Below are 21334 nucleotides of genomic sequence, written 5' to 3'. Positions count from 1 at the left end.
ACGCTTCGGGCAAAAAAAAACGCTCCCGAAGGAGCGTGTGTATCAACGACCGAACAGGTCGCGTTTTTTAGGCTTAAATGCCTGGGCTATGACGACGGCTATCGCCACCACAAGGTAAGCGGCAAAGATCCCCAACAGCCATTGCGGCATCTCCAGCGTTAAAAACGACCACTGGCGTTCGGCGCAATCACCGGATGCCACAAACACCTGCGGCAGCCATTTACCCAACGGCAACCAGTCTGGAAAGCGCGCCATAAAGTCACAGGTCATGAACGGCGAGGGATGCAACTGAATCATCGTATGTTCATACGCCAGTTGTAGACCCCGCCAGGCGCTGTAAATCCAGATAACCATTGCCACGTATCGCAGCGGCGTTTTCGGCGCTATTGCGCCGACCAGACCCGCGCCCATCACGCCAAACAGGGCGCAACGTTCGTAAATACATAGCACGCAAGGTTTAAGTAACATGACGTGCTGGAACCACAGCGCCACCATTTCCAGCGCCAGGGCGGTAAACGCCATCAGTAACCATGCGCCCCGACCCCGTGAGCACTGGTTTAAAAATCGCAACATAATAATTTCCCTGCAACATGCGTAGAGACCGCAGTGTAAACCAATTCAATTCGTGCGCCACTAGCGGGAAATGAAATAATGTGTAATTGGATAATTATCAGGCAAAAATCGGAGCCGGGCGGTGTATTGCCCGGCCAAACGTTACGAAAGCGTTGCTAACCATCCTGCCTGAGTCATCCATTCGGTGACCGGCGCAAGAGTGAATTCGACGCACAGTAGCCCTATCAGGGTCAGTACGATAGTGTACGGTAACGCCATCCAGACCATACGGCCATAGGAGAGACGGATTAACGGCGCCAGCGCGGAGGTCAGCAGGAATAAGAATGCCGCCTGACCATTTGGTGTCGCTACCGATGGCAGGTTAGTACCGGTATTGATGGCCACAGCTAGCAGCTCAAACTGTTTTAAGCTGATTGCGCCGTTTTCCATTGCCGCCTTCGCTTCGTTGATATAAATGGTGCCGACAAAGACGTTATCTGAGATGGAAGACAACAGGCCGTTAAAGAGATAGAACAGCGTTAGCTGCGCGTGTTCAGAGGCTTGCAAGACGAACTGAATAATCGGCGCGAAAAGGTGTTGATCGATAATAACCGCCACAATGGAAAAGAAAACGGTTAACAGCGCAGTAAACGGCAGCGACTCGGTAAACGCTTTGCCGATGGCGTGTTCATCGGTGACACCCGTTAACGCGGTGGCCAGAATAATGACCGACAGACCAATCAGCCCCACCTCCGCGAGATGGAGGGCGAGGGCGGTAACCAGCCAGACGCCAATAATTGCCTGGACTATTAGTTTAATTTTATCCTGGCGGGTGCGCTTCTTACGGCTTTGATCGTCGAATTGCTGCAAGACGTCGCGGACTTTTTCGGGCAACGTTTCGCCATAGCCAAACCAGCGCATTTTCTCGACCAGCATACAGGTTAACAGTCCACATATCAGTACCGGGACGGTGACAGGCGACATCCGTAAAAAGAAGTCGCCGAAATGCCAGCCAGCCGCTTTAGCGATGATCAGGTTTTGCGGCTCCCCGACCATGGTCATGACGCCGCCCAGCGCCGTCCCCACGCCCGCATGCATCATCAGGCTACGCAAGAATCCGCGGAATTGCTCCAGCACCGTTTTGTAATGCGGATCGATATGGCTATCGTCCAGCATATCGTTCTCTTCGCCGCGCGATGAGGCCACACGATGGTAAATCCCGTAAAAACCGACGGCGACGCTGATCACCACCGCAACGACGGTAAGCGCGTCAAGAAAAGCCGACAAGAACGCGGCGGCGACGCAAAAGGCCAGCGACAGAACCATCTTCGAGCGGATACTGAGTAACAGACGGGTAAAAATAAACAGCAATAACTGCTTCATAAAGTAGATGCCTGCCACCATAAACATCAGCAGCAGCAAGACTTCCAGGTTGGCGGCAACCTCTTCACGTACATGGGCGGCGCTGGTCATGCCGATGATGACGGCTTCAATGGCCAGTAACCCGCCGGGCAGCAGGGGGTAACACTTTAACGCCATCGCCAGGGTGAAGATAAACTCTGCCACCAGCAGCCAACCGGCAACAAAGGGATTAGCTAAGAAAATGAATGGGTTAACAATTAAAAAGACAAGTAGTGCCAGTTTGTACCAGTCGGGCGACTGGCCTAAAAAGTTGCGCCACATGGCGCGACCCCATGAGATCTCCATGAAATTTTTCCTTACCTAGAAAAATGAAATAGCGTTTTTATGTTTAAACACAGAGAGTAGCGAGCGCGACGAATGCAAGCAAGTCCTTAACGATATTGGCAGGTGATATCAGAAATGGTGCCTTGATCCCCTTTTTCTTCATTGCGTCCGCTATCAGGTGTTACGCCCGTCTGGTATGATGAGTGCAACTATGTTTTGCTGTGTAATGGAAATCTCACTATGGTCATTAAGGCGCAGAGCCCGGCGGGTTTCGCGGAAGAGTATATTATTGAAAGTATCTGGAATAACCGCTTTCCTCCTGGCACTATCTTACCGGCAGAACGAGAACTCTCCGAACTGATCGGCGTGACGCGCACGACATTACGCGAGGTGTTACAGCGGTTGGCGCGAGATGGCTGGCTGACCATTCAGCATGGCAAACCGACAAAGGTTAATAATTTTTGGGAAACGTCAGGGCTGAATATCCTTGAAACGCTGGCCCGCCTTGATCATGAAAGCGTTCCGCAACTGATCGACAATTTGTTGTCGGTGCGTACCAATATTTCTACTATCTTTATTCGTACCGCGTTGCGTCAACACCCGGATAAGGCGCAGGAAGTGCTGGCCACAGCCCACGAAGTGGCCGACCATGCCGATGCATTCGCCGATCTGGACTATAACATCTTTCGTGGTCTGGCATTCGCCTCCGGCAATCCTATTTACGGCTTGATCCTGAACGGCATGAAAGGGTTATACACCCGCATTGGTCGCCACTATTTCGCCAATCCGGAAGCGCGCAGTCTGGCACTGGGTTTCTATCATAAATTATCGTCGTTATGCGAGCAGGGCGCGCACGACCAGGTGTATGAAACGGTGCGGCGTTACGGGCATGACAGCGGCGAGATTTGGCATCGGATGCAGAAAAATCTGCCCGGCGATTTAGCGATTCAGGGACGATAATCCCGCGATGCCCGGTAAGCGCAAACACTACCGGGCAGCATCTCGATTACAGCATGTTCATGCGCGGCGGACAACGCTCCAGCAGTTCTACGCTGCCATCCTCATTTTGTTGCTCCAGCATCACATCAAAGCCCCATAACCGATGCACATGTTTCAGCACCTCTTTGCGGCCTTTATCCAGCGGCGCGCGGTTATGCGGGATATAACGCAACGTTAGCGATCTGTCGCCACGTAAATCCACATTCCAGACCTGAATATTCGGCTCCAGGTTGCTCAGGTTATACTGTGACGACAGTTTTGATCGAATCTCCCGATAACCTTCTTCGTTATGAATGGCGGAGATCTCCAGATAATTATGCCTGTCATCATCAAGTACCGTGAAGAAACGGAAATCACGCATCACTTTTGGCGACAGGAACTGACTGATAAAGCTTTCATCTTTAAAATCGCGCATGGCGAAGTGCAGCGTTTCCAGCCAGTCGGAACCGGCAATATCCGGAAACCAGTATTTATCTTCATCCGTGGGCGACTGACAAATACGTTTGATATCCTGGAACATGGCAAAGCCGAGCGCATAGGGGTTAATTCCGCTATACCAGGGGCTATTATAGGGCGGCTGGAATACGACATTGGTATGGCTGTGTAAAAACTCCAGCATAAAGCGTTCCGTCACTTTGCCTTCATCATACAGATGGTTCAAGATGGTGTAGTGCCAGAAGGTCGCCCAGCCCTCGTTCATGACCTGCGTCTGTTTCTGCGGATAAAAATACTGGCTGACTTTACGCACGATGCGCAGAATTTCGCGCTGCCACGGCTCGAGCAACGGGGCGTTTTTCTCCATAAAATAGAGCAGGTTTTCCTGCGGTTCAGCGGGAAAGCGGCGTGCTTCGGCGACAGTTTTTTCTTCCTCGCGTTTTGGCAGCGTGCGCCACAGCATATTCACCTGGCTTTGTAGATACTCTTCCCGGCTTTTTTGTCGCGCTTTTTCTTCCTGCAACGAGATTTTCTGCGGGCGCTTATAACGATCGACGCCGTAATTCATCAGCGCGTGGCAGGAGTCGAGCAGTTTTTCTACTTCATCCACTCCGTAGCGTTCTTCACAGCGGGTAATGTAATTTCGGGCGAAAATCAGGTAGTCGACGATAGAGCTGGCATCCGTCCAGCTCCGGAAGAGATAATTATTTTTAAAAAAGGAGTTGTGGCCGTAACAGGCGTGCGCCATGACCAGCGCTTGCATGGTGATGGTGTTCTCTTCCATCAGGTAGGCAATGCAGGGATTAGAGTTGATCACAATTTCATAAGCCAGTCCTTGTTGACCATGCTTATACAGACGTTCCGTCTCAATGAACTTTTTGCCAAACGACCAGTGCGGATAGTTGATCGGCATCCCGACGCTGGAGTAGGCGTCCATCATCTGTTCGGAAGTGATGACTTCAATTTGGTGCGGGTAAGTATCCAGTTGGTAGAGTTTCGCCACGCGGTCTATCTCTGCCAGATAGACATCCAGCAGATCAAATGTCCAGTCGGGTCCATCGCTCAAACGTGTGGTGTCCTTGTTCATGGAATCAATCGTTGCCATTCGCGCACCCTCATTGTTGGCGACGCTCTCTGTATGGAGCGCCTCCTTTCAAGCATAGAACACCATGTTAAAAAACGACTTGATCGTGAAAACTTTTCTTTGCGATTTCCTCCACATTGAACGGCAAAAAATCGGGTATTGGCATCATTTTATGCTGTATAGCCATGCCGCGTAGCAGGAGATCCCAAACCAGTGGGATCGCTTGTCTTTAGGGTATATGTGAAGCACGTCACCATAAAAAAGTCATATGTTGAATAATATTTTCATCTGGGTTATCAAGATGTAATCAGAAGATTGTTCTTTTACTATTAACGGAGTGGCTATGCGAGTTGTCATCCTGGGGAGTGGCGTAGTTGGCGTGACCAGCGCCTGGTATTTGAGTCAGGCGGGGCATGATGTCACCGTCATCGATCGCGAATCCGGCCCGGCGCAAGAAACCAGCGCGGCGAATGCCGGACAAATTTCACCGGGATATGCGGCTCCCTGGGCGGCCCCTGGCGTACCGCTGAAGGCGATAAAATGGATGTTCCAGCGCCATGCGCCGCTGGCGGTGCGTCTGGATGGCACCCCGTTTCAACTGAAGTGGATGTGGCAAATGCTGCGTAACTGCGATACCCGGCATTATATGGAAAATAAAGGCCGCATGGTGCGTCTGGCGGAATATAGTCGCGACTGTCTGAAAACGCTACGCGCCGCGACCGGTATCGAATATGAAGGCCGCCAGGGGGGAACGCTGCAACTCTTTCGCACCGCGCAACAGTATGAGAACGCCACCCGTGATATCGCCGTGCTGGAAGATGCCGGGGTGCCGTATCAGCTCCTGGAAGCCAGCCGACTGGCGGAAGTTGAACCCGCTCTGGCTGAGGTTGCGCATAAATTAACCGGCGGACTGCGCTTACCGAATGATGAAACCGGGGACTGTCAGCTCTTTACCCAGCGTCTGGCGCGCATGGCGGAGCAGGCGGGCGTAACCTTTCGCTTTAATACTCCCGTGAAAAAATTACTGTACGAAAATGATCAGATTTACGGCGTGAAATGCGCCGATGAGATCATTAAAGCAGATGCGTATGTTATGGCGTTTGGATCGTATTCGACGGCGATGCTTAAAGGCATTGTTGATATCCCGGTGTATCCGCTGAAAGGCTATTCATTAACCATCCCAATCGTCGAGCCAGACGGCGCGCCGGTATCAACGATTCTTGATGAAACCTACAAAATCGCTATTACGCGTTTTGATAAGCGTATTCGCGTGGGGGGAATGGCGGAAATCGTGGGCTTTAATACCGACTTACTGCAACCGCGCCGCGAGACGCTGGAGATGGTTGTGCGCGATCTCTTTCCGCGCGGCGGTCATATTGAGCAGGCCACATTCTGGACCGGCCTGCGCCCCATGACGCCGGACGGCACGCCGGTAGTAGGACGCACCCGTTATAAAAATCTGTGGCTTAATACTGGACACGGCACCTTAGGCTGGACGATGGCCTGCGGTTCAGGCCAGTTGTTAAGCGATATCTTGTCGGGTCGTACGCCAGCGATACCCTACGACGATCTGAGCGTGGCGCGATACCGTTCCGATTTTACGCCCACCCGCCCGCAACGTTTGCATAGCGCGCATAACTGATAAAGGAAGTGAAATGACCCGCCCTATACAGGCCAGCCTTGATTTACAGGTAATGAAACAAAATTTGGCTATTGTGCGCCGGGCGGCCCCAGAGGCGCGCGTCTGGTCGGTAGTGAAAGCCAACGCCTACGGCCACGGTATTGAACGCGTCTGGAGCGCGCTGGGCGCCACAGATGGTTTCGCTATGCTCAACCTTGAAGAGGCGATTACCCTGCGTGAACGCGGGTGGAAGGGGCCGATATTGATGCTGGAGGGGTTTTTCCATGCGCAAGACCTGGAGGCGTATGACACTTATCGGCTGACCACCTGCATCCACAGTAACTGGCAGTTGAAAGCGCTGCAAAATGCGCGGCTTAACGCGCCGCTGGATATCTATGTCAAAGTCAACAGCGGCATGAACCGACTCGGTTTTCAGCCTGAGCGGGTGCAGACCGTCTGGCAGCAATTGCGGACAATGCGCAATGTCGGTGAAATGACCCTGATGTCACATTTTGCTCAGGCCGATCATCCGGAAGGTATCGGGGAGGCGATGAGACGTATTGCGCTGGCGACAGAAGGCCTGCAGTGTGCATACTCGTTATCAAATTCGGCAGCGACGCTGTGGCATCCCCAGGCGCATTATGACTGGGTCAGGCCAGGCATTATTTTGTACGGCGCGTCGCCGTCAGGACAGTGGCGGGATATTGCCGATACCGGGCTAAAACCCGTGATGACGCTGAGTAGCGAAATTATTGGCGTGCAGACGCTGAGCGCGGGTGAAAGGGTAGGCTATGGCGGAGGGTATTCTGTGACTCAGGAACAACGCATTGGCATCGTCGCGGCGGGTTATGCCGATGGCTATCCACGCCATGCGCCGACCGGGACGCCCGTGCTGGTGGACGGTATCCGTACCAGAACAGTAGGCACCGTTTCAATGGATATGCTGGCGGTGGATTTGACGCCGTGTCCGCAGGCGGGAATCGGCACGCCGGTTGAATTATGGGGCAAAGAAATTAAGGTCGATGATGTCGCCTCTGCGGCAGGCACGCTGGGCTATGAGCTACTGTGCGCCGTAGCGCCGCGTGTGCCGTTTGTGACAACGTAACCTAATTCAGGCTAAGGCGTCGACCGGTCCACTTGGGGGCGGGTCGACGTTGCCAGGCGACCTTATTCTGCTTCGTCTTCGGCGACGCGCACCCCAATCTTGCGTACCACGTTATCTTCTTTTTCAGCTACCGTCCAAATCATGCCGCCAAACTCCACCTGATCGCCGACGACCGGCGCAGCGCCCAGCAGTTGCTGTATGATTTCACCCAGGGTTTGTTGTTTATCCCGGTATTCCGTTCCTTCTTCCAGCCCGTAGATAAGCGCCACGTCGGCGAATTTCGCATTCGCTTCGAGGATAAAATCGCCAAAGAAACGCTGATCTAACGAAACCGGCGGCGACTGGCTAAACAATTTGCCCAGCGCTGGCAGATCGCGCTCCCGGCCAATCACGCAGAGTACGTCGCCTTCCTGCAGACGAGTACTACCCGTGGGGTGAAACAGTTCATTATTGCGAAATAGCGCGGCAATGCGGGTTTCGTTCGGCATATGCAGGTCGCGCAACGCCGCGCCGACGCACCATTTGTCGGCGCTCAACTGATAGATGAATTGCTCCCACGGATTATCAGGATGGATGTCAAGCCCCACGCGCGATACTGGCCAGCCAACCGGAGGCACGACCACTTTGGCTCTTTTCGCCGCCCATGACAGCGATGTTCCCTGCAGGAGCAGTGACACCAGTACCACAAAGAAAGCGACATTAAAGAACAGGCGAGCGTTTTCAAGCCCGGCCATCATCGGGAAAACGGCGAGAATAATCGGCACCGCGCCGCGCAGTCCGACCCAACTGATGAAAATGCGCTCCCGAAGATTGAAGCCGCGAAATGGCAGCAGGCCGGTAAACACCGACAGTGGGCGGGCGAAGAAAATCATCCAGATAGAGAGAATAAGCGCAGGGACGGCAATCGGCCACAGATCGGAAGGCGTCACCAACAGCCCCAGGACCAGGAACATCGCGATCTGCGCCAGCCAGGCCAGTCCGTCAAAGTTTTGCAGGATGCCGTAACGGTTGCGAATCGGACGGTTTCCTAACAGGAATCCGCACAGATAGACCGCGAGAATACCGCTGCCTTCAAGCGCGGTCGTCAAAGCAAAAATCAGAATACCGCCGCTGAGCGCCAGCATCGGATACAGGCCGCTGGGCAGAGAAATGCGGTTGATCATCTGCTGTAGCAGGTAACCGCCGCCCAGGCCAAAAACAATACCGAGACCGAACTGCTGGATAATATGGACGGCAAACATCCAGTCCAGACCGGTTTCATGTTTCTGGATCATCTCAATTAATGTAATGGTCAGAAAAACGGCCATCGGGTCGTTACTTCCCGATTCGATCTCCAGCGTGGAGCCTACACGTTCGTTTAGCCCTTTGCCGCCAAGCAGAGAAAAGACCGCCGCGGCGTCAGTGGAACCGACTATCGCGCCGATAAGCAGACCTTCGATAAGATCCAGATGAAACAGCCAGGCGGCCATCATACCTGTTAACCCCGACGTGATCAGCACGCCGAGCGTCGCCAGCGACAGCGCGGGGCCCAGCGCTACCCGGAAAGAGCTGGCCTGGGTGCGCATGCCGCCATCGAGTAAAATAATCGCCAGCGCCAGGTTACTGACCATATAAGCGAAAGGATAATTATCGAAAGGAATACCGCCAATGCCATCCACACCCGCTAACATCCCAATGGCGAGGAAAATGACCAGAATCGGGATACCCAGTCGCGATGAGAATGAACTTAACAGGATACTGCTGGTTACAAGGATGGAACCTAAAATAAATAGACTAATAATTGTTGCAGCATCCAACGTTTTATATCTCCTGACTCACACGACTTCGTATTATTTAACATTAACATAATAACGGCCAGGGCAGCGTTTTACTTAGCCTGTCGGGGACTTTTTTTACAATTGCAGCGTAGGATGACCAGATAAAGTGAGTTGAGTCCCCTGGCGCGTATTTTTAAGCGTCGCGTTTGCCCCGATAGGGAGCGTCACCGTACGCTGTTCATGCCCGAAGTCGAGACCGGTAATCAGCGGAACGGACAGACGGGAACGTAAAAACGCGTAGACGCTCTCCAGAGAATAGCCAGCGTCATACTCGTTGGGCGCCGCGCCGCTAAAGCTGCCGAGAACGATGGCGCTCTGGCGGTTTAAAATTCCGGCGTACTCCAGTTGCAAAAGCATACGCTCCACCCGGAAAGGATGCTCATTGACATCTTCCAGCACTAAAATTCCTTTATCGATAGTCGGCATCCAGGGCGTACCGATAAGGGAAATCAACATCGCCAGATTTCCGCCCCATAAGGTGCCCTGTGCGTCGCACTGAGGGCCATCGCCTTGCCACTCTACGGTAAATTGCGCCTTGCGTAGCGCCAGCCAGAAATGTTGCTCGGTGAACGTATTCAGCGTTTCGGCGCCAAAATTTGCCGCCAGCATAGGACCGCTAAAGGTGATGACATTGGCCTGCGCCAGGAGTCCAGCCTGAATCGCCGTAAAATCGCTATGACCGCAAATCAGTAAGGGATTGCACTGTTGCCTGGAGGCGAGCGACTGCCAGTCGATACGATCCAGCAAGCGGCTGGCGCCATAGCCGCCGCGAACCGGCATGACAATCGTATCCGGCGAAGTTAGCGAGGCCAGCGAATTAACATCGGCCAGCCGTTCCGCGTCCGTACCGGCAAAACGCTGATAGCGGCGACGAATCACCTCGTCATTCTCCACCTGATGGCCCGCGTCAGTCAGGCGCTGAACGCCGCGTAACGCGGCCTGTTGGTTAATACAGTAGCCCGAGGGGGCGATTAAATGAAACAGAGACATGGTAATTCCTTGCTGACAATAGAATGCAAATGTATATCATGCCGCATATATTAGGCGATGTCCCTCGTTGTGCGACGTTTCTGGATGCGCACCAGGGAGGCAACCTAAGTACCTGGCCGGGGCGGTATGACCTCTTCGGCAGATAAGTTACGGCTATAAGGATAGATGACGTGAAATTAAGATGGTTTGCTTTTTTGGTAGTAATACTCGCTGGCTGTAGCTCAAAACAGGATTACAGGAATCCGCCGTGGAATGCCGAAGTGCCTGTAAAGCGTGCGATGCAGTGGATGCCCATCAGTGAAAAAGCCGGGGCGGCATGGGGGGTTGATCCGCATTTAATCACCGCGATTATCGCCATTGAATCCGGCGGCAACCCTAACGCGGTCAGTAAGTCCAATGCGATTGGCCTGATGCAGTTAAAGGCGTCGACCTCCGGGCGCGACGTTTACCGTCGTATGGGCTGGCGTGGCGAACCGACCACCAGCGAGCTGAAAAACCCTGAGCGTAACATCTCAATGGGCGCGGCGTATCTGAGCATTCTGGAAAATGGGCCGCTGGCCGGCATCAAAGATCCGCAGGTGATGCAATATGCGCTGGTCGTCTCTTATGCTAACGGCGCAGGCGCGTTATTGCGTACTTTTTCATCCGACAGGAAGAAGGCGATAGATAAAATTAACGATCTGGATGCGGACGAGTTTTTTGAGCATGTCGTTGATAATCATCCCGCGCCGCAGGCGCCGCGCTATATCTGGAAGCTTCAGCAGGCGCTGGACGCCATGTAGTTTAGCGTGAAGATTATTCTCGCACTTTATTCGCTCTTTCTCGGGCCTCGCGCTCAAGCGAAAAAATAATCCGCTGTAACTCCCGCTCCACCGCCGGGCTGACGTTAAGGAAACGAAAGCTCAGGCGGGGAGTGGTGATCGTTTCATTTTTCCCATCAATCACCTTACGCTCGCTGATGGCGATAAGCTGGGCGTCAACGTGAAAAATCCCCCATTGCCCCATGTTCAGTTCAACCTGCGAAAAGCGCGCGCCTTCTGTTAGCCCGTCGGGGATGGCGGATTCCAGTAGCGCGCCCATGCCGCCCAGGGAAAGATCAAACAGGCGAAAACGTAACGTACGGGTGTCCGGTAGCGTGGTGACGCCGTAATAAGGCGGATACAGCGGCGCGCCAATGCGAAAATACTCCCGGCGCTGGACAAACCACAGTGACGACGGCAGGGGCGTGATAAAGGCCGGCAGCCGCTGATATTCACCTGTAACGAGTTGCGGCAACGTGAACTCGACTTTTGCGCCCTGCGTTTCTGCGATAATGGCTACCTGCCCGGCACGTAATACGGCGCTATTTTCATATTCCTGGCTGCCGTAATCTACGATGAGTTTTTCCGGGTCTACCGCCAAAATTTTACTGATGAATTGACCATGCGCCCATGAAATACGCAGTGGAACCTGATTTTTATTTAAATCCCGTAGCACGCCTAATATCGCTAATGGATTTTTTTTCAGGAACTGCTCATTGTAACCACTCACACGAAATAACCCCTGATACGCAGACTATCGTTGGGTTATCGGCATCGGTAGAAAGAACTTAATAGCGATAAATAAATTTTTATGTCCGCGAGATAAATCAGTGTTCAGAAATGCGACGCTCGACTTTGCCTATACTTAAAACGTTTTTACTGGAAAGAGGGTTTGCAAATGGGAATTATCGCCTGGATTATTTTTGGTTTGATTGCCGGCGTTATCGCCAAATTGCTTATGCCGGGGCGCGATGGCGGGGGATTTATCCTGACCTGTATTCTCGGTATCGTCGGGGCGGTCGTTGGCGGATGGCTGGCGACGATGTTTGGTATTGGCGGCAGTATCAGCGGCTTTAATCTGCACAGTTTCCTGGTCGCCGTGGTGGGCGCGATCGTGGTGCTGGTGATTTTCCGCCTTCTGCGACGCGGCTAACCGCTGCAAAACGTTTAAGCGTTGACCCGGTCAGCACCGGGTCAACCTACTATAAACACGCGTTACTGCGTCGCTGCAGACGGCGTTTTTGTCGGCGTTGCGCTTAACGATGCCGGACGAGTAGACGGTACGCTATCACACGGTTTTTCCTGCGGACAAATCAGATCGAGCATTTTCAGCGTCACGCCGTTGGTCCAGCCAAAGCCGTCCTGAAGGGGATATTCGCCGCCGCCACCGCCGGTTCCGGTACTGCTGACATCATATTTTTCGACCAGTTTTTTCTCGCGATCGTAGGTGTGCTGCACATTGGTTAAAAAGCGCCAGGTGACTTCCATTGCCACGTCATCCTGCCCATAATTTTGCAATCCTTCGGCAGCGACCCATTGTAACGGCGCCCAGCCGTTTGGCGCATCCCACTGCTGTCCGCTTTTAACCGAGGTGGTAGCCAGCCCGCCAGGCTGTAGCAGATGCGCCTGGGCCGCCGCCGCCACTTTCGCGGCGCGATCTTTCGCGGCGGCGTTTACATAGAGCGGGAACAGCGCGGCAGCGGTGAGTTGGTTGCGGATTTTATTGTTCTGCAGATCGTAGTCGGCATACCAACCCTCTTTGTTATTCCACAGATGCATTTCAATGGCTTTTTGCCGCGCGTTGGCCAGCGCGTCATATTGCGAGGCTTTGGCCCGATCGCCCGCCGCAGCGCTGGCGCGGGCGAGGGTCTTCTCCAGCTGATACAGCAGAGCGTTAAGATCGACAGGGACAATCGTGGTGGTGCGAATGGTACTGAGCTGCTGCGGATTATCCATCCAGCGGGAGCTGAAATCCCAGCCAGAGGCGGCGGCAGAGCGGAGGTCTCGATAGATCTCCGTTGCCGGGCGGTTGGGGTTGCTTTTGGCGGTAGCGATATCTTCAACCCAGGATTCAGGGCGGGGCGTATCCCGATCGTCCCAGTAGCGGTTGAGAACGCTGCCGTCCTCCAGTTTGACGACGCGTTGGTTTTGTTGCCCTGGCTGCAATGTCTCAACGCCCTCCATCCAGTAGGCGTACTCTTTTTGCAGTTGCGGCAGGTATTCTTTCAGCGCATCGTCACCTTCATGTTGCGCCAGTAACTCAACCATAAACGCAAAGAAAGGCGGCTGCGAACGACTCAGGTAGTAGGTACGGTTGCCGTTGGGAATATGCCCCCAGGCGTCAATTTCGTAACCAAAGTTCGCCACCATATCCGCCACCTTATCCCAGTGCCCGCTTTCCGCCAGCCCCAGCATCGTAAAGTAGCTGTCCCAGTAGTAAATCTCTCTGAATCGCCCACCCGGGACGACATAGGATTCAGGCAACGGCAAGAGCGAGTCCCACTTTTCGACGTTTTTAGTTGAACGGGTCAGCACCGGCCACAGGCCATCAATATGTTCACGCAATGATTGTCCGGCAGGCGGGACATATTTTTCACCCGCTTTCGGCAGGGTGAAGTTAACATCAACAAAATGACGCAAATCGAAGCCGGACTGGTTCCGCTGCATACGATAATCCGCAAGAATCATGAGCGGATCGCTATTAGGTATGGCGTCAGCAAAGGTTTTCTGATCGGGGAAGAGTTTTGCATTCTGGACATCATTAAAGAGCGGGCCAAGCAAAATATCCGGCGGCTGCGGAGTTTCAGTGTCGGAAGACGGGTCTGCGGCAGTCGCCGAAAACGATGCAAACGTCAGCAGCGTCCCTGCCAGCGCCAGTTTTATGGCTTTCTGCAGTAGAACAGAACGGCGAATCTCTGGGGGTATCATCAAGTTATCTCCTTAGCGGTGAGCCAAAGCCAACGGCATTTACCATGACAAAACCTTAGTCTACGATGACCAGATACGCGTGATTGAACCGCTATTTTGCGAACAAACAGACATTTTATTGAGACAGAATTTATCGGCGCGCGCGTGGAAAACGGGGTATACAGACAAAAAATCCACGCCGGGACGTGGATTTTAGCGCAATGATTTGTCGCCTTAACCTGGATAGATACCGCGATCTTTACGGGCCAGCAGAATGCGCTCACAGGCGACAATATAGGCTGCGGTGCGCAGAGAACAGGATTTCTCAGTCGCTTTCTCCCAGACATGGACGATAGCGTCGGTCATGATTTTGTCCATGCGCGCGTTGATCTCTTCTTCGCTCCAGAAGAAGCTGGCCATATCTTGTACCCATTCGAAGTAGCTGACGGTTACGCCGCCTGCGTTACAGACCACGTCAGGCACCACAAGGATACCACGGCTGGCCAGAACATCATCAGCATCCGGATAGGTCGGGCCGTTAGCCCCTTCCAGCACCAGCTTACACGTCAGGGCTTCCGCGCGCTGACGAGTTATCTGGCCTTCAAGCGCCGCCGGGATCAGAATATCCATCTCCAGACGCCAGAACGCATCGCTGGCGATAGTTTCCGCGCCCGGGAAACCGGCTATCTGTTTGTGTTCTGTCTGCCATGCCGTGAGCGCCTTCATGTCAATACCGGTGGCGTTAAACAGCGTTGCGGTATGATCCTGAATCGCCACGACACGGGCGCCAGCGCCTGCAAACAGACGCGCGGCTTCGCTGCCGACGTTACCAAAACCCTGAACCGCAACGCGAGCGCCTTCAACGGCGATATTCGCCCGACGCGCGGCTTCCAGCCCGCTGACGAAAACGCCGCGCCCCGTCGCTTTTTCACGGCCCAGCGAACCGCCAAGATGGATAGGCTTACCGGTGACGACGCCAGTGACCGTCGTGCCATGATTCATGGAATACGTATCCATCATCCAGGCCATCACTTTACCGTTGGTGCCGACATCCGGCGCAGGAATATCTTTCTGCGGCCCGATGATAATGCCGATCTCGCTGGTATAGCGGCGGGTCAAACGCTCCAGTTCACCTTCCGACAGCGAGAACGGATCGACGCGGATGCCGCCTTTGGCGCCGCCGTACGGCAGATTCAGCGCGGCACATTTGATGGTCATCCATGCTGACAGGGCCATCACTTCATTGAGATCAACGTCAGGATGGTAGCGAACACCGCCTTTACCCGGACCTCGGGAGAGGTTGTGCTGCACGCGATATCCTTCGAAATGACGAATAGTGCCATCATCCATTTGTACCGGAATATCGACGATCAGAGCGCGTTTTGGGTGGCGCAGAGTATCCACCCAGGGGGATAACTCGCCCAGATAAGGGGCCACACGCTCGATTTGTTGCAGGTAGGTATTCCAGGCAGATGTGCTGCTATCTGAAGCGTAAGATAACTTATCCATGATAAACCTTAGTGATAAAAGTAATATGTTCTTTAATTGACCGTGGTACATAGTAGATCACACCATGTAGCGATAAATTTAACACTTTTTTAAACAATTAACTCAGATCAAAAATGGCAGGCAGTTGGATTTTCGTTATGATTTTGGATGGGAAGTGGTTAACTATCCTATATAAGAGGTGATATATCGCTAATTATGCAATTAATTGCTTAAATATGCGTAATGTGTGCAAGGCGGCTATTTGTCATAATTATGACGCACCTCTAAAAGTAAACATTATGATAACGACATGTATCAATGTTATGTCGTCCTGTCGGCGGGGAAACGTCTTCACCAGGCGCGTAAAAAGATAAAAATAACCGGAGTCAGACGGCGCTGACCCCGGTTTACCTCTTTATTGTTGACGCGACTCAAGCCATACCAACACCAGTGTCGACAGTGAGCACATCAGCAGAATGCCGACAAACCACAGTAAATACCACATCGCTTCCGCTCCCTAATAAAGTTCATGATCGTTGCGGCGGAGGGTCTCCAGGTTGATACGCCCCAACATTTTGTAATAGCTCCACAGCGTATAGAGCAGTACGATCGGCAGAAAAATCAGCACAATCACCAGCATGATTTCGAGCGTCATCTGGCTGGAGGTGCTGTCCCACACCGTCAGGCTGGAGAGAGGACTAACACTCGACGGCATCACAAAAGGAAATAGCGTTATGCCGGCGGTAAAGATGACGCAGGCCTGGGTCAGGGAAGCGAACAGAAATCCACGAATAGTCTGACCGCGAAGGCAGGCATAGAAAGCCAGAATCGGCAGGATCATACCGAGCAACGGGATGATGAGCAGTAGCGGCGAGCGTATAAAGTGGTTCATCCATGCGCCAGGGAGTATCGCCACGCCTTTTAAGAGCGGATTGGAAGGGCCGTTGGCATCTTGCGTGAGTAAGACAAAGCCATCAACGCCGGCCCACAGCCAGTAACCGGCCAGCAGGAAGCAGATCACGATCAGCAGCGCGCTGTGGCGGGTGGCCGACAGAGCCCGTTGACGAATAACGCCCTCCGTTTTCAACTGTAACCAGACGCCTCCTTGCATAATCACCAACGACAGACTCAATAATCCACACAGTAGGGCAAAGGGCGAGAGTAACTGCCAGAAGGTGCCAAAATAGTCAACATGAAGCTGCGGCGTGAAGGCAAACGGCACGCCTAAAAACAGGTTGCCGAACGCGATACCGAATACGACTGGGGGAACCAGGCTGCCGATAACCAGACCGGTATCCCACAGCGCGCGCCAGCGGGCATTGGCGATTTTTCCCCGATAATCAAAGGCCAGCGGGCGAAAGAAGAGGGCACACAGCACCAGGATCATCGCCACATAAAAACCGGAAAACGCGGCGGCATAGACCCGTGGCCAGGCGGCGAATAATGCCCCGCCCGCGAGAATCAACCATACCTGGTTTCCTTCCCAGTGGGCGCCGACGCTATTGATCAACACCCGGCGTTCGTCATCGTTGCGCGCTATCAGCGGGAGCAGGCAACCGACACCCATATCAAACCCGTCAGTTACCATAAATGCTACCAGGATGACGCCGATCAGCAGCCACCAAATGAACCGCAACGTTTCATAATCCAACATGATTGTCTCCTTTATCCCTGTTGTTGCGCTTGTTGTTGATGTTGCATGGCGCTTGGCCCAAGACGCGCGTACTTCTGCATCAGATAGACTTCCGCGATTAAAAACAGGGTGTAAAGTCCGAGGATAAGTCCCATTGAGAAGGCCAACTGGCCCGGCGTCAGCGCGGAGTGAGCGTACCAGGTCGGCAGAATGTCCTGAATCGCCCAGGGCTGACGGCCAAACTCCGTCATAAACCAACCGGCTTCAATGGCAATCCACGGTAACGGCAGGCTCCAGAGCGTCATACGCAATACCCAGCGATGCTGGTCGATACGCATTCGTAGCGTCTGTATCAACGCAATCAACATCACCACTAACAGCAGCGAACCGCAGCCGACCATAATACGGAAACTCCAGAACACCGGCGCCACCTGAGGAATAGCGCCACGCTGGGCCGCACGATACTGCTCCGGCGTCACATGGTTCATATCCGGGGCATATTTCGCCAGCAGAATGCCGTACCCCAGATCGCCCTCAACGGCGTGAAACGCATTCAGTACCTGCGGCGAGCGATTGCCTTGCGCTATCTCCTGCATGAGTAGCCAGGCCTCCCGGCCACGCTTCAGGCGCGGCAGAGTGTCGTCCATCAGGTTTTTTAACCCCGGAACCGGCGTATCCAGCGAATGGGTGGCCAGAATACCCAGCAGAGCGGGGATCTTCACGGCAAACGCATTACGCTCCTGTTCCTGCTGCGGCCAGGCAATCAGATGAAACGGCGCGGGCGCGGGTTCGGTTTGCCATTCGCCTTCCATCGCCGCCAGTTTCACCGGCTGAATTTGGGCGACCTCGTAGGCCGAACTGTCCCCCAGTTGCAGGGTTCCCAGAATGGCCAGGGTGCCGAATACTGAGCCGATAGCAAACGAGCGCAAGGCCACTTCACGCTCGCGGCCACGTAGCAGATACCAGGCGCTGATGGACATAATAAACATGGCGCCGGTGACATAACCGGACATGACGGTATGGACGAATTTCACCTGGCTCACCGGGTTAAAGACCAGATCGCTGAAGCTGCTCATTTCCATCCGTAACGTATCGATGTTGAAATGAGCGCCGGTAGGATACTGCATCCAGCCATTGGCATTCAGAATCCATAATGCTGAAATATTGGAGCCGAAGGCCACCAGCCAGGTGACCAGCAGGTGTTGGTATTTATTCAGCCGCTGCCAGCCGAAAAAGAACAGGCCGACAAAAGTGGATTCGAGAAAGAAGGCCAGTAACGCTTCCATCGCCAGCGGCGCGCCGAAAATATCGCCCACATAGTTGGAATAGAGCGACCAGTTAGTCCCGAACTGAAACTCCATGGTCAGGCCGGTAGCCACACCGAGAGCAAAATTGATCCCGAAGAGCTTGCCCCAGAAACGCGTCATATCGCGGTAGACGGTTTTCCCCGTCACCACATAGATCGTCTCCATGACGGCCAGCAAAAAAATCAGCCCAAGCGTAAGAGGAACAAATAAAAAGTGATACAGCGCGGTCAGCGCAAACTGCCAGCGCGATAAGTCAATGACATCCCACATGCTAACTCCTGTAGGCAGAAAGAGAGTAAAAAGCTAATCAGTACCGGACACCGGTGACGTTCCTGTTGAGAGCGTTAGCGCGTCTCCAGCCATCGGCAGACTTCATCCAGGCGCTGGCGCGAATCGGCCAGATCTTCCGGGGCCGCCAGTACCAGCTCCGGCAAAGGACAAATCTCATAGCTATCGAGCAACGGCCCTTTAAGGGCGTCCAGACAGCGCACATGCCAGAGATGGCGCAATGCTGTGGCGTTGATTTGGCTTTCGCCATACCCGGAGATGCGAATTTGGATGTTCCCGTGTCCGCATAAACGCGCCAGAAAAAGACGATCGGCCTCGCTGAGTGGCAGTTGGGTCAAATTGATGCTGTGAGGTTGCAACGCCGGATCGCGTACGTGCGCCAATAACTCATGGGCCAGCGGCAGTCCATTCATCAGGCCAGCGACAGGCGGAGGCAGCAGAGAGTCGTCAGGCAGCGTATCGGCAGTCGCCGCTTGCCACAATGTCAGGGGCGCGCTACCCGCTTCCAGACGATCCGTCAGCAGGCGTCGGTTATGCAGATGGCGTACCCGCCACAGGCCGCAGAAGATGGTCTCCTGGATCTCGCTTTCACTCCCGTCCGGATGCTGAATGCGTACCGAGACTTCGCCTTCGCCCAATAACGTATTGAGGAATGAGAGATCATCGGCATTCAGGGGAGATAACTCCCATCCCAGCACGTCGCCGACTTCCGGAATGCACCGGGCAAGCTGACCTCGCAGATCGGTCAACAATGCCATCACCGCCGGGCTGTGAGCGCAGCGCTCCAGCGCCGCCATACTTGGGTCGCCATTGACCTGACAGGTGAGCGGTAAGGGATTCATCGAGAAACTGGCGTCATCAGGCTGCGTACCTGGCCCCAGCAGATGAAAAAAGGCGTTGCTCATTGTGCTGTCTCCTGCGCTGCGGGAGTGTCAACCATCGAACGCATCAGCGTGAGCAGTTCAGCCCAGGGATGAATGCCGCTGAGCGCGCCGCGTAACTCGCCGTCTGTAAAAACCAACGTCGCCGGAAACCGACGAACATTAAAGCGATCGCCGATAGCTTCGCTTTGTTCAAGGTCGGCCACCGCCACCTGCCAGTCAAACTGCGGGAACTCACGCAGGAGTTCGGCAATCATCACCGGGTTATCGCTGACTTCCGGCGTACGCCGCGGATCGCTACTTAACAGGATGACGCCATCTCCAACCAGTTTGATCCAGTCGTCTACCGTGGAAGCCTCTACCGGTTGCCATCCCCGGGTTAACAGGCGTTGCCATAGCGCAGAGAACGGGGTGTCATTCGCCACTTCTTTTGCCCTCCAGACGTGTCTGATACTGACGTATGCGCACTCCCTCATAATTTTCCATCGACAGGCATTTATAGTTCAGGCAGCGTGCGACCTCGTTTGCCTGCGGTACGATCCCCCAGGCGGCCAGTTGCTCCAGGGCGGCCTGTTCCGCCGCCGGTAGCTGGCTGCGAGCTATTTCGCTCAGGCTACCGCCGTAGTCGTCCAGTAGCGCCGGTTGCAGGCCGACCAGCGCAATGTGACAGGGCAGATGCCCGCGGATGTCGGCCAGCGCCAGAACTTCGGAAAAACTGTTTTGATGCAGGCTCATTTTTTTGGCGCTGAGATACGCGGGGATTTTCTCGCCGGCATAGGTTCGCAGGCTGCCCGGCGCCAGGCCATAATCGATCGCGTCAAGGAGCAGGAGATGGCTGGCTTGCTCTACATAACCTAACAGGTTTAGCCCTTGCGTACCGCCGTCCACAATTTCTACCTCTTCAGGCCAGTGATATCGGGCATACAAACGCTCCGCGACCCGGATACCGAATCCTTCATCGGCCCACAGCAGGTTTCCTAACCCCATCACCACTACGCGTTGCGCATTCATGAGGGCTCCTTGTCGTGCGGTTTGGGGAATTTGTGGCTGCGATAGCCATTGATCATGGTGGAGATCACCGTATCGTCGGACATAATGTCTTCCCGGATAGCGAGGTAAACGTGCCCGACGATGAAGGCGGCGATCAGCCACATGCCCAGTCGGTGCCAACTGTGAATATCGATGGAGTTGCCGCCGGTCCAGTAGAAAAATTCAACTACATAGCGGAACGGCGCAAAGATGGCGTACTGGCTATGCTCGCCAAACAGAGCGAAACCGGTGAGGATCATAAATACCGATAACAGGAAATAGCCGAACATCGCGGCCTGCGCGACAGGGTTATGCCCGATGTCGCTCCCCGGTTTTTTCTCCAGAAACAGATACCAGCGGACCACGGAGAAAGCGCCTTGCCACCAACTGCGACGCCAGACCGGGACGATAAACAGCTCTCGCGAATAGCGGTTGCCGACACAGGCCCAATAAATTCGCCCCAGCAGTAACACGGTAAAGATCATCGCGGCGGCAAAGTGGATCAGCCGGATATAGCCCATGTAAAACAGATAGGTCGCCTCGCCACTCACCGACGGCAGCGGTCGGCCAATGAAGTAGCCTGTTACCATCAGTACCAACATGCAGGCCACCGTTAGCCAGTGCCACAGGCGTACCGGCGCTTCAAACACATAGTGGCTGACGGCAGTATCACGCGCCTCCCCGACGCGTGGAGATAGCTTTCCAGTCATCG

The 21334-nt window shown here is 54.1% G+C and carries 20 protein-coding genes; 5 read left to right on the top strand and 15 right to left on the bottom strand.

All coding sequences use genetic code 11. The features are described 5' to 3' along the window. Nucleotides 1-42 precede the first annotated feature (42 nt). On the bottom strand, nucleotides 43-573 hold the full coding sequence (gene dsbB, locus J4614_RS04220) for a disulfide bond formation protein DsbB (RefSeq protein WP_000943475.1): 531 nt from the start codon (nucleotides 571-573) through the stop codon (nucleotides 43-45). Nucleotides 574-714: 141 nt separating this feature from the next. Next, entirely contained in the window at nucleotides 715-2259 is a 1545-nt protein-coding gene (gene nhaB / locus J4614_RS04215; RefSeq protein ID WP_000406443.1) for a Na(+)/H(+) antiporter NhaB, read from the bottom strand. A gap of 219 nt (nucleotides 2260-2478) precedes the next feature. On the opposite strand from nhaB, the gene fadR reads away from it, so the two are divergent. After that, the gene (gene fadR, locus J4614_RS04210; RefSeq protein ID WP_000234826.1) at nucleotides 2479-3198 is read left to right on the top strand and encodes a fatty acid metabolism transcriptional regulator FadR; all 720 of its coding nucleotides are present in this window, start codon (nucleotides 2479-2481) and stop codon (nucleotides 3196-3198) included. Nucleotides 3199-3244: 46 nt separating this feature from the next. On the opposite strand, the gene J4614_RS04205 is transcribed toward fadR, so the two are convergent. Continuing rightward, on the bottom strand, nucleotides 3245-4777 hold the full coding sequence (locus J4614_RS04205) for a SpoVR family protein (RefSeq protein WP_000190831.1): 1533 nt from the start codon (nucleotides 4775-4777) through the stop codon (nucleotides 3245-3247). A gap of 322 nt (nucleotides 4778-5099) precedes the next feature. Between J4614_RS04205 and J4614_RS04200 the strand changes: the two genes are divergently transcribed. Beyond that, entirely contained in the window at nucleotides 5100-6398 is a 1299-nt protein-coding gene (locus J4614_RS04200) for a D-amino acid dehydrogenase (protein WP_208293073.1), read from the top strand. Nucleotides 6399-6411: 13 nt separating this feature from the next. Then, nucleotides 6412-7482: a catabolic alanine racemase DadX gene (gene dadX / locus J4614_RS04195; protein WP_023212661.1), complete on the top strand. Its 1071-nt coding sequence runs from the start codon at nucleotides 6412-6414 to the stop codon at nucleotides 7480-7482. Between the two features lie 62 nt (nucleotides 7483-7544). On the opposite strand, the gene J4614_RS04190 is transcribed toward dadX, so the two are convergent. After that, on the bottom strand, nucleotides 7545-9278 hold the full coding sequence (locus J4614_RS04190; RefSeq protein ID WP_000338376.1) for a potassium/proton antiporter: 1734 nt from the start codon (nucleotides 9276-9278) through the stop codon (nucleotides 7545-7547). A 96-nt stretch (nucleotides 9279-9374) separates the two neighbouring features. Next, the gene (ldcA, locus tag J4614_RS04185; RefSeq protein WP_023213676.1) at nucleotides 9375-10289 is read right to left on the bottom strand and encodes a muramoyltetrapeptide carboxypeptidase; all 915 of its coding nucleotides are present in this window, start codon (nucleotides 10287-10289) and stop codon (nucleotides 9375-9377) included. A 170-nt stretch (nucleotides 10290-10459) separates the two neighbouring features. Between ldcA and emtA the strand changes: the two genes are divergently transcribed. Beyond that, nucleotides 10460-11071: a membrane-bound lytic murein transglycosylase EmtA gene (emtA, locus tag J4614_RS04180; RefSeq protein WP_000776972.1), complete on the top strand. Its 612-nt coding sequence runs from the start codon at nucleotides 10460-10462 to the stop codon at nucleotides 11069-11071. A gap of 13 nt (nucleotides 11072-11084) precedes the next feature. On the opposite strand, the gene ycgR is transcribed toward emtA, so the two are convergent. Beyond that, on the bottom strand, nucleotides 11085-11819 hold the full coding sequence (gene ycgR / locus J4614_RS04175; RefSeq protein ID WP_000017423.1) for a flagellar brake protein YcgR: 735 nt from the start codon (nucleotides 11817-11819) through the stop codon (nucleotides 11085-11087). Nucleotides 11820-11987: 168 nt separating this feature from the next. On the opposite strand from ycgR, the gene J4614_RS04170 reads away from it, so the two are divergent. Then, complete coding sequence (locus tag J4614_RS04170; protein ID WP_000511320.1) at nucleotides 11988-12242, top strand: GlsB/YeaQ/YmgE family stress response membrane protein; 255 nt, start codon at nucleotides 11988-11990, stop codon at nucleotides 12240-12242. 62 nt (nucleotides 12243-12304) lie between these two features. Here J4614_RS04170 and J4614_RS04165 read toward each other — a convergent pair whose 3' ends face one another. The 9 genes from J4614_RS04165 to hyaC all read right to left on the bottom strand — a co-directional run bounded on the left by J4614_RS04165 (nucleotide 12305) and on the right by hyaC (nucleotide 21332). Beyond that, a complete protein-coding gene (locus J4614_RS04165) occupies nucleotides 12305-14017 on the bottom strand; it encodes an alpha,alpha-trehalase (protein WP_000612835.1) in 1713 nt (570 codons plus the stop codon). Between the two features lie 213 nt (nucleotides 14018-14230). Then, on the bottom strand, nucleotides 14231-15505 hold the full coding sequence (locus tag J4614_RS04160; RefSeq protein ID WP_001519734.1) for a Glu/Leu/Phe/Val dehydrogenase: 1275 nt from the start codon (nucleotides 15503-15505) through the stop codon (nucleotides 14231-14233). Between the two features lie 394 nt (nucleotides 15506-15899). Further along, the gene (gene cbdX, locus J4614_RS04155) at nucleotides 15900-15989 is read right to left on the bottom strand and encodes a cytochrome bd-II oxidase subunit CbdX (RefSeq protein ID WP_000270306.1); all 90 of its coding nucleotides are present in this window, start codon (nucleotides 15987-15989) and stop codon (nucleotides 15900-15902) included. Between the two features lie 12 nt (nucleotides 15990-16001). Further along, the gene (appB, locus tag J4614_RS04150) at nucleotides 16002-17138 is read right to left on the bottom strand and encodes a cytochrome d ubiquinol oxidase subunit II (protein WP_000888110.1); all 1137 of its coding nucleotides are present in this window, start codon (nucleotides 17136-17138) and stop codon (nucleotides 16002-16004) included. Between the two features lie 11 nt (nucleotides 17139-17149). Further along, nucleotides 17150-18694 (bottom strand): cytochrome bd-II oxidase subunit 1, encoded by a 1545-nt coding sequence (appC, locus tag J4614_RS04145; protein ID WP_000263615.1) that lies wholly within the window; start codon nucleotides 18692-18694, stop codon nucleotides 17150-17152. A gap of 74 nt (nucleotides 18695-18768) precedes the next feature. Beyond that, complete coding sequence (locus J4614_RS04140; protein WP_000063367.1) at nucleotides 18769-19617, bottom strand: hydrogenase expression/formation protein; 849 nt, start codon at nucleotides 19615-19617, stop codon at nucleotides 18769-18771. Further along, nucleotides 19614-20018, bottom strand: a complete 405-nt coding sequence (hyaE, locus tag J4614_RS04135) for a hydrogenase-1 operon protein HyaE (RefSeq protein ID WP_001262570.1) — start codon at nucleotides 20016-20018, stop codon at nucleotides 19614-19616. Before hyaE ends, J4614_RS04140 begins: the two co-directional genes overlap by 4 nt. Next, nucleotides 20008-20604 carry a hydrogenase 1 maturation protease gene (gene hyaD, locus J4614_RS04130; RefSeq protein ID WP_000993804.1) on the bottom strand — a complete coding sequence of 199 codons (597 nt, stop codon included), beginning with the start codon at nucleotides 20602-20604 and terminating at the stop codon, nucleotides 20008-20010. The genes hyaE and hyaD overlap by 11 nt, the downstream gene beginning before the upstream one ends. Continuing rightward, nucleotides 20601-21332, bottom strand: coding sequence for a Ni/Fe-hydrogenase b-type cytochrome subunit (gene hyaC / locus J4614_RS04125; RefSeq protein WP_000147031.1), 732 nt, complete (start codon nucleotides 21330-21332; stop codon nucleotides 20601-20603). Before hyaC ends, hyaD begins: the two co-directional genes overlap by 4 nt. Between the last annotated feature and the right edge of the window lie 2 nt (nucleotides 21333-21334).

This window comes from Salmonella sp. 32031103-2018-00083-FB-01-SM-01 (genome assembly GCF_017571995.1).
Classification (GTDB): domain Bacteria; phylum Pseudomonadota; class Gammaproteobacteria; order Enterobacterales; family Enterobacteriaceae; genus Salmonella; species Salmonella enterica.
The sequence above is the reverse complement of the archived record's forward strand: the minus strand, read 5'-3'. Positions and strand labels throughout refer to the sequence as shown.

Bases quoted from the DNA above. Each gene is read 5' to 3' on its own strand.
- dsbB (WP_000943475.1), bottom strand. From the start codon at position 573: ATGTTGCGATTTTTAAACCAGTGCTCACGGGGTCGGGGCGCATGGTTA.
- nhaB (WP_000406443.1), bottom strand. From the start codon at position 2,259: ATGGAGATCTCATGGGGTCGCGCCATGTGGCGCAACTTTTTAGGCCAG.
- fadR (WP_000234826.1), top strand. From the start codon at position 2,479: ATGGTCATTAAGGCGCAGAGCCCGGCGGGTTTCGCGGAAGAGTATATT.
- J4614_RS04205 (WP_000190831.1), bottom strand. From the start codon at position 4,777: ATGGCAACGATTGATTCCATGAACAAGGACACCACACGTTTGAGCGAT.
- J4614_RS04200 (WP_208293073.1), top strand. From the start codon at position 5,100: ATGCGAGTTGTCATCCTGGGGAGTGGCGTAGTTGGCGTGACCAGCGCC.
- dadX (WP_023212661.1), top strand. From the start codon at position 6,412: ATGACCCGCCCTATACAGGCCAGCCTTGATTTACAGGTAATGAAACAA.
- ldcA (WP_023213676.1), bottom strand. From the start codon at position 10,289: ATGTCTCTGTTTCATTTAATCGCCCCCTCGGGCTACTGTATTAACCAA.
- J4614_RS04170 (WP_000511320.1), top strand. From the start codon at position 11,988: ATGGGAATTATCGCCTGGATTATTTTTGGTTTGATTGCCGGCGTTATC.
- J4614_RS04165 (WP_000612835.1), bottom strand. From the start codon at position 14,017: ATGATACCCCCAGAGATTCGCCGTTCTGTTCTACTGCAGAAAGCCATA.
- J4614_RS04160 (WP_001519734.1), bottom strand. From the start codon at position 15,505: ATGGATAAGTTATCTTACGCTTCAGATAGCAGCACATCTGCCTGGAAT.
- cbdX (WP_000270306.1), bottom strand. From the start codon at position 15,989: ATGTGGTATTTACTGTGGTTTGTCGGCATTCTGCTGATGTGCTCACTG.
- appB (WP_000888110.1), bottom strand. From the start codon at position 17,138: ATGTTGGATTATGAAACGTTGCGGTTCATTTGGTGGCTGCTGATCGGC.
- appC (WP_000263615.1), bottom strand. From the start codon at position 18,694: ATGTGGGATGTCATTGACTTATCGCGCTGGCAGTTTGCGCTGACCGCG.
- J4614_RS04140 (WP_000063367.1), bottom strand. From the start codon at position 19,617: ATGAGCAACGCCTTTTTTCATCTGCTGGGGCCAGGTACGCAGCCTGAT.
- hyaD (WP_000993804.1), bottom strand. From the start codon at position 20,604: ATGAATGCGCAACGCGTAGTGGTGATGGGGTTAGGAAACCTGCTGTGG.
- hyaC (WP_000147031.1), bottom strand. From the start codon at position 21,332: ATGACTGGAAAGCTATCTCCACGCGTCGGGGAGGCGCGTGATACTGCC.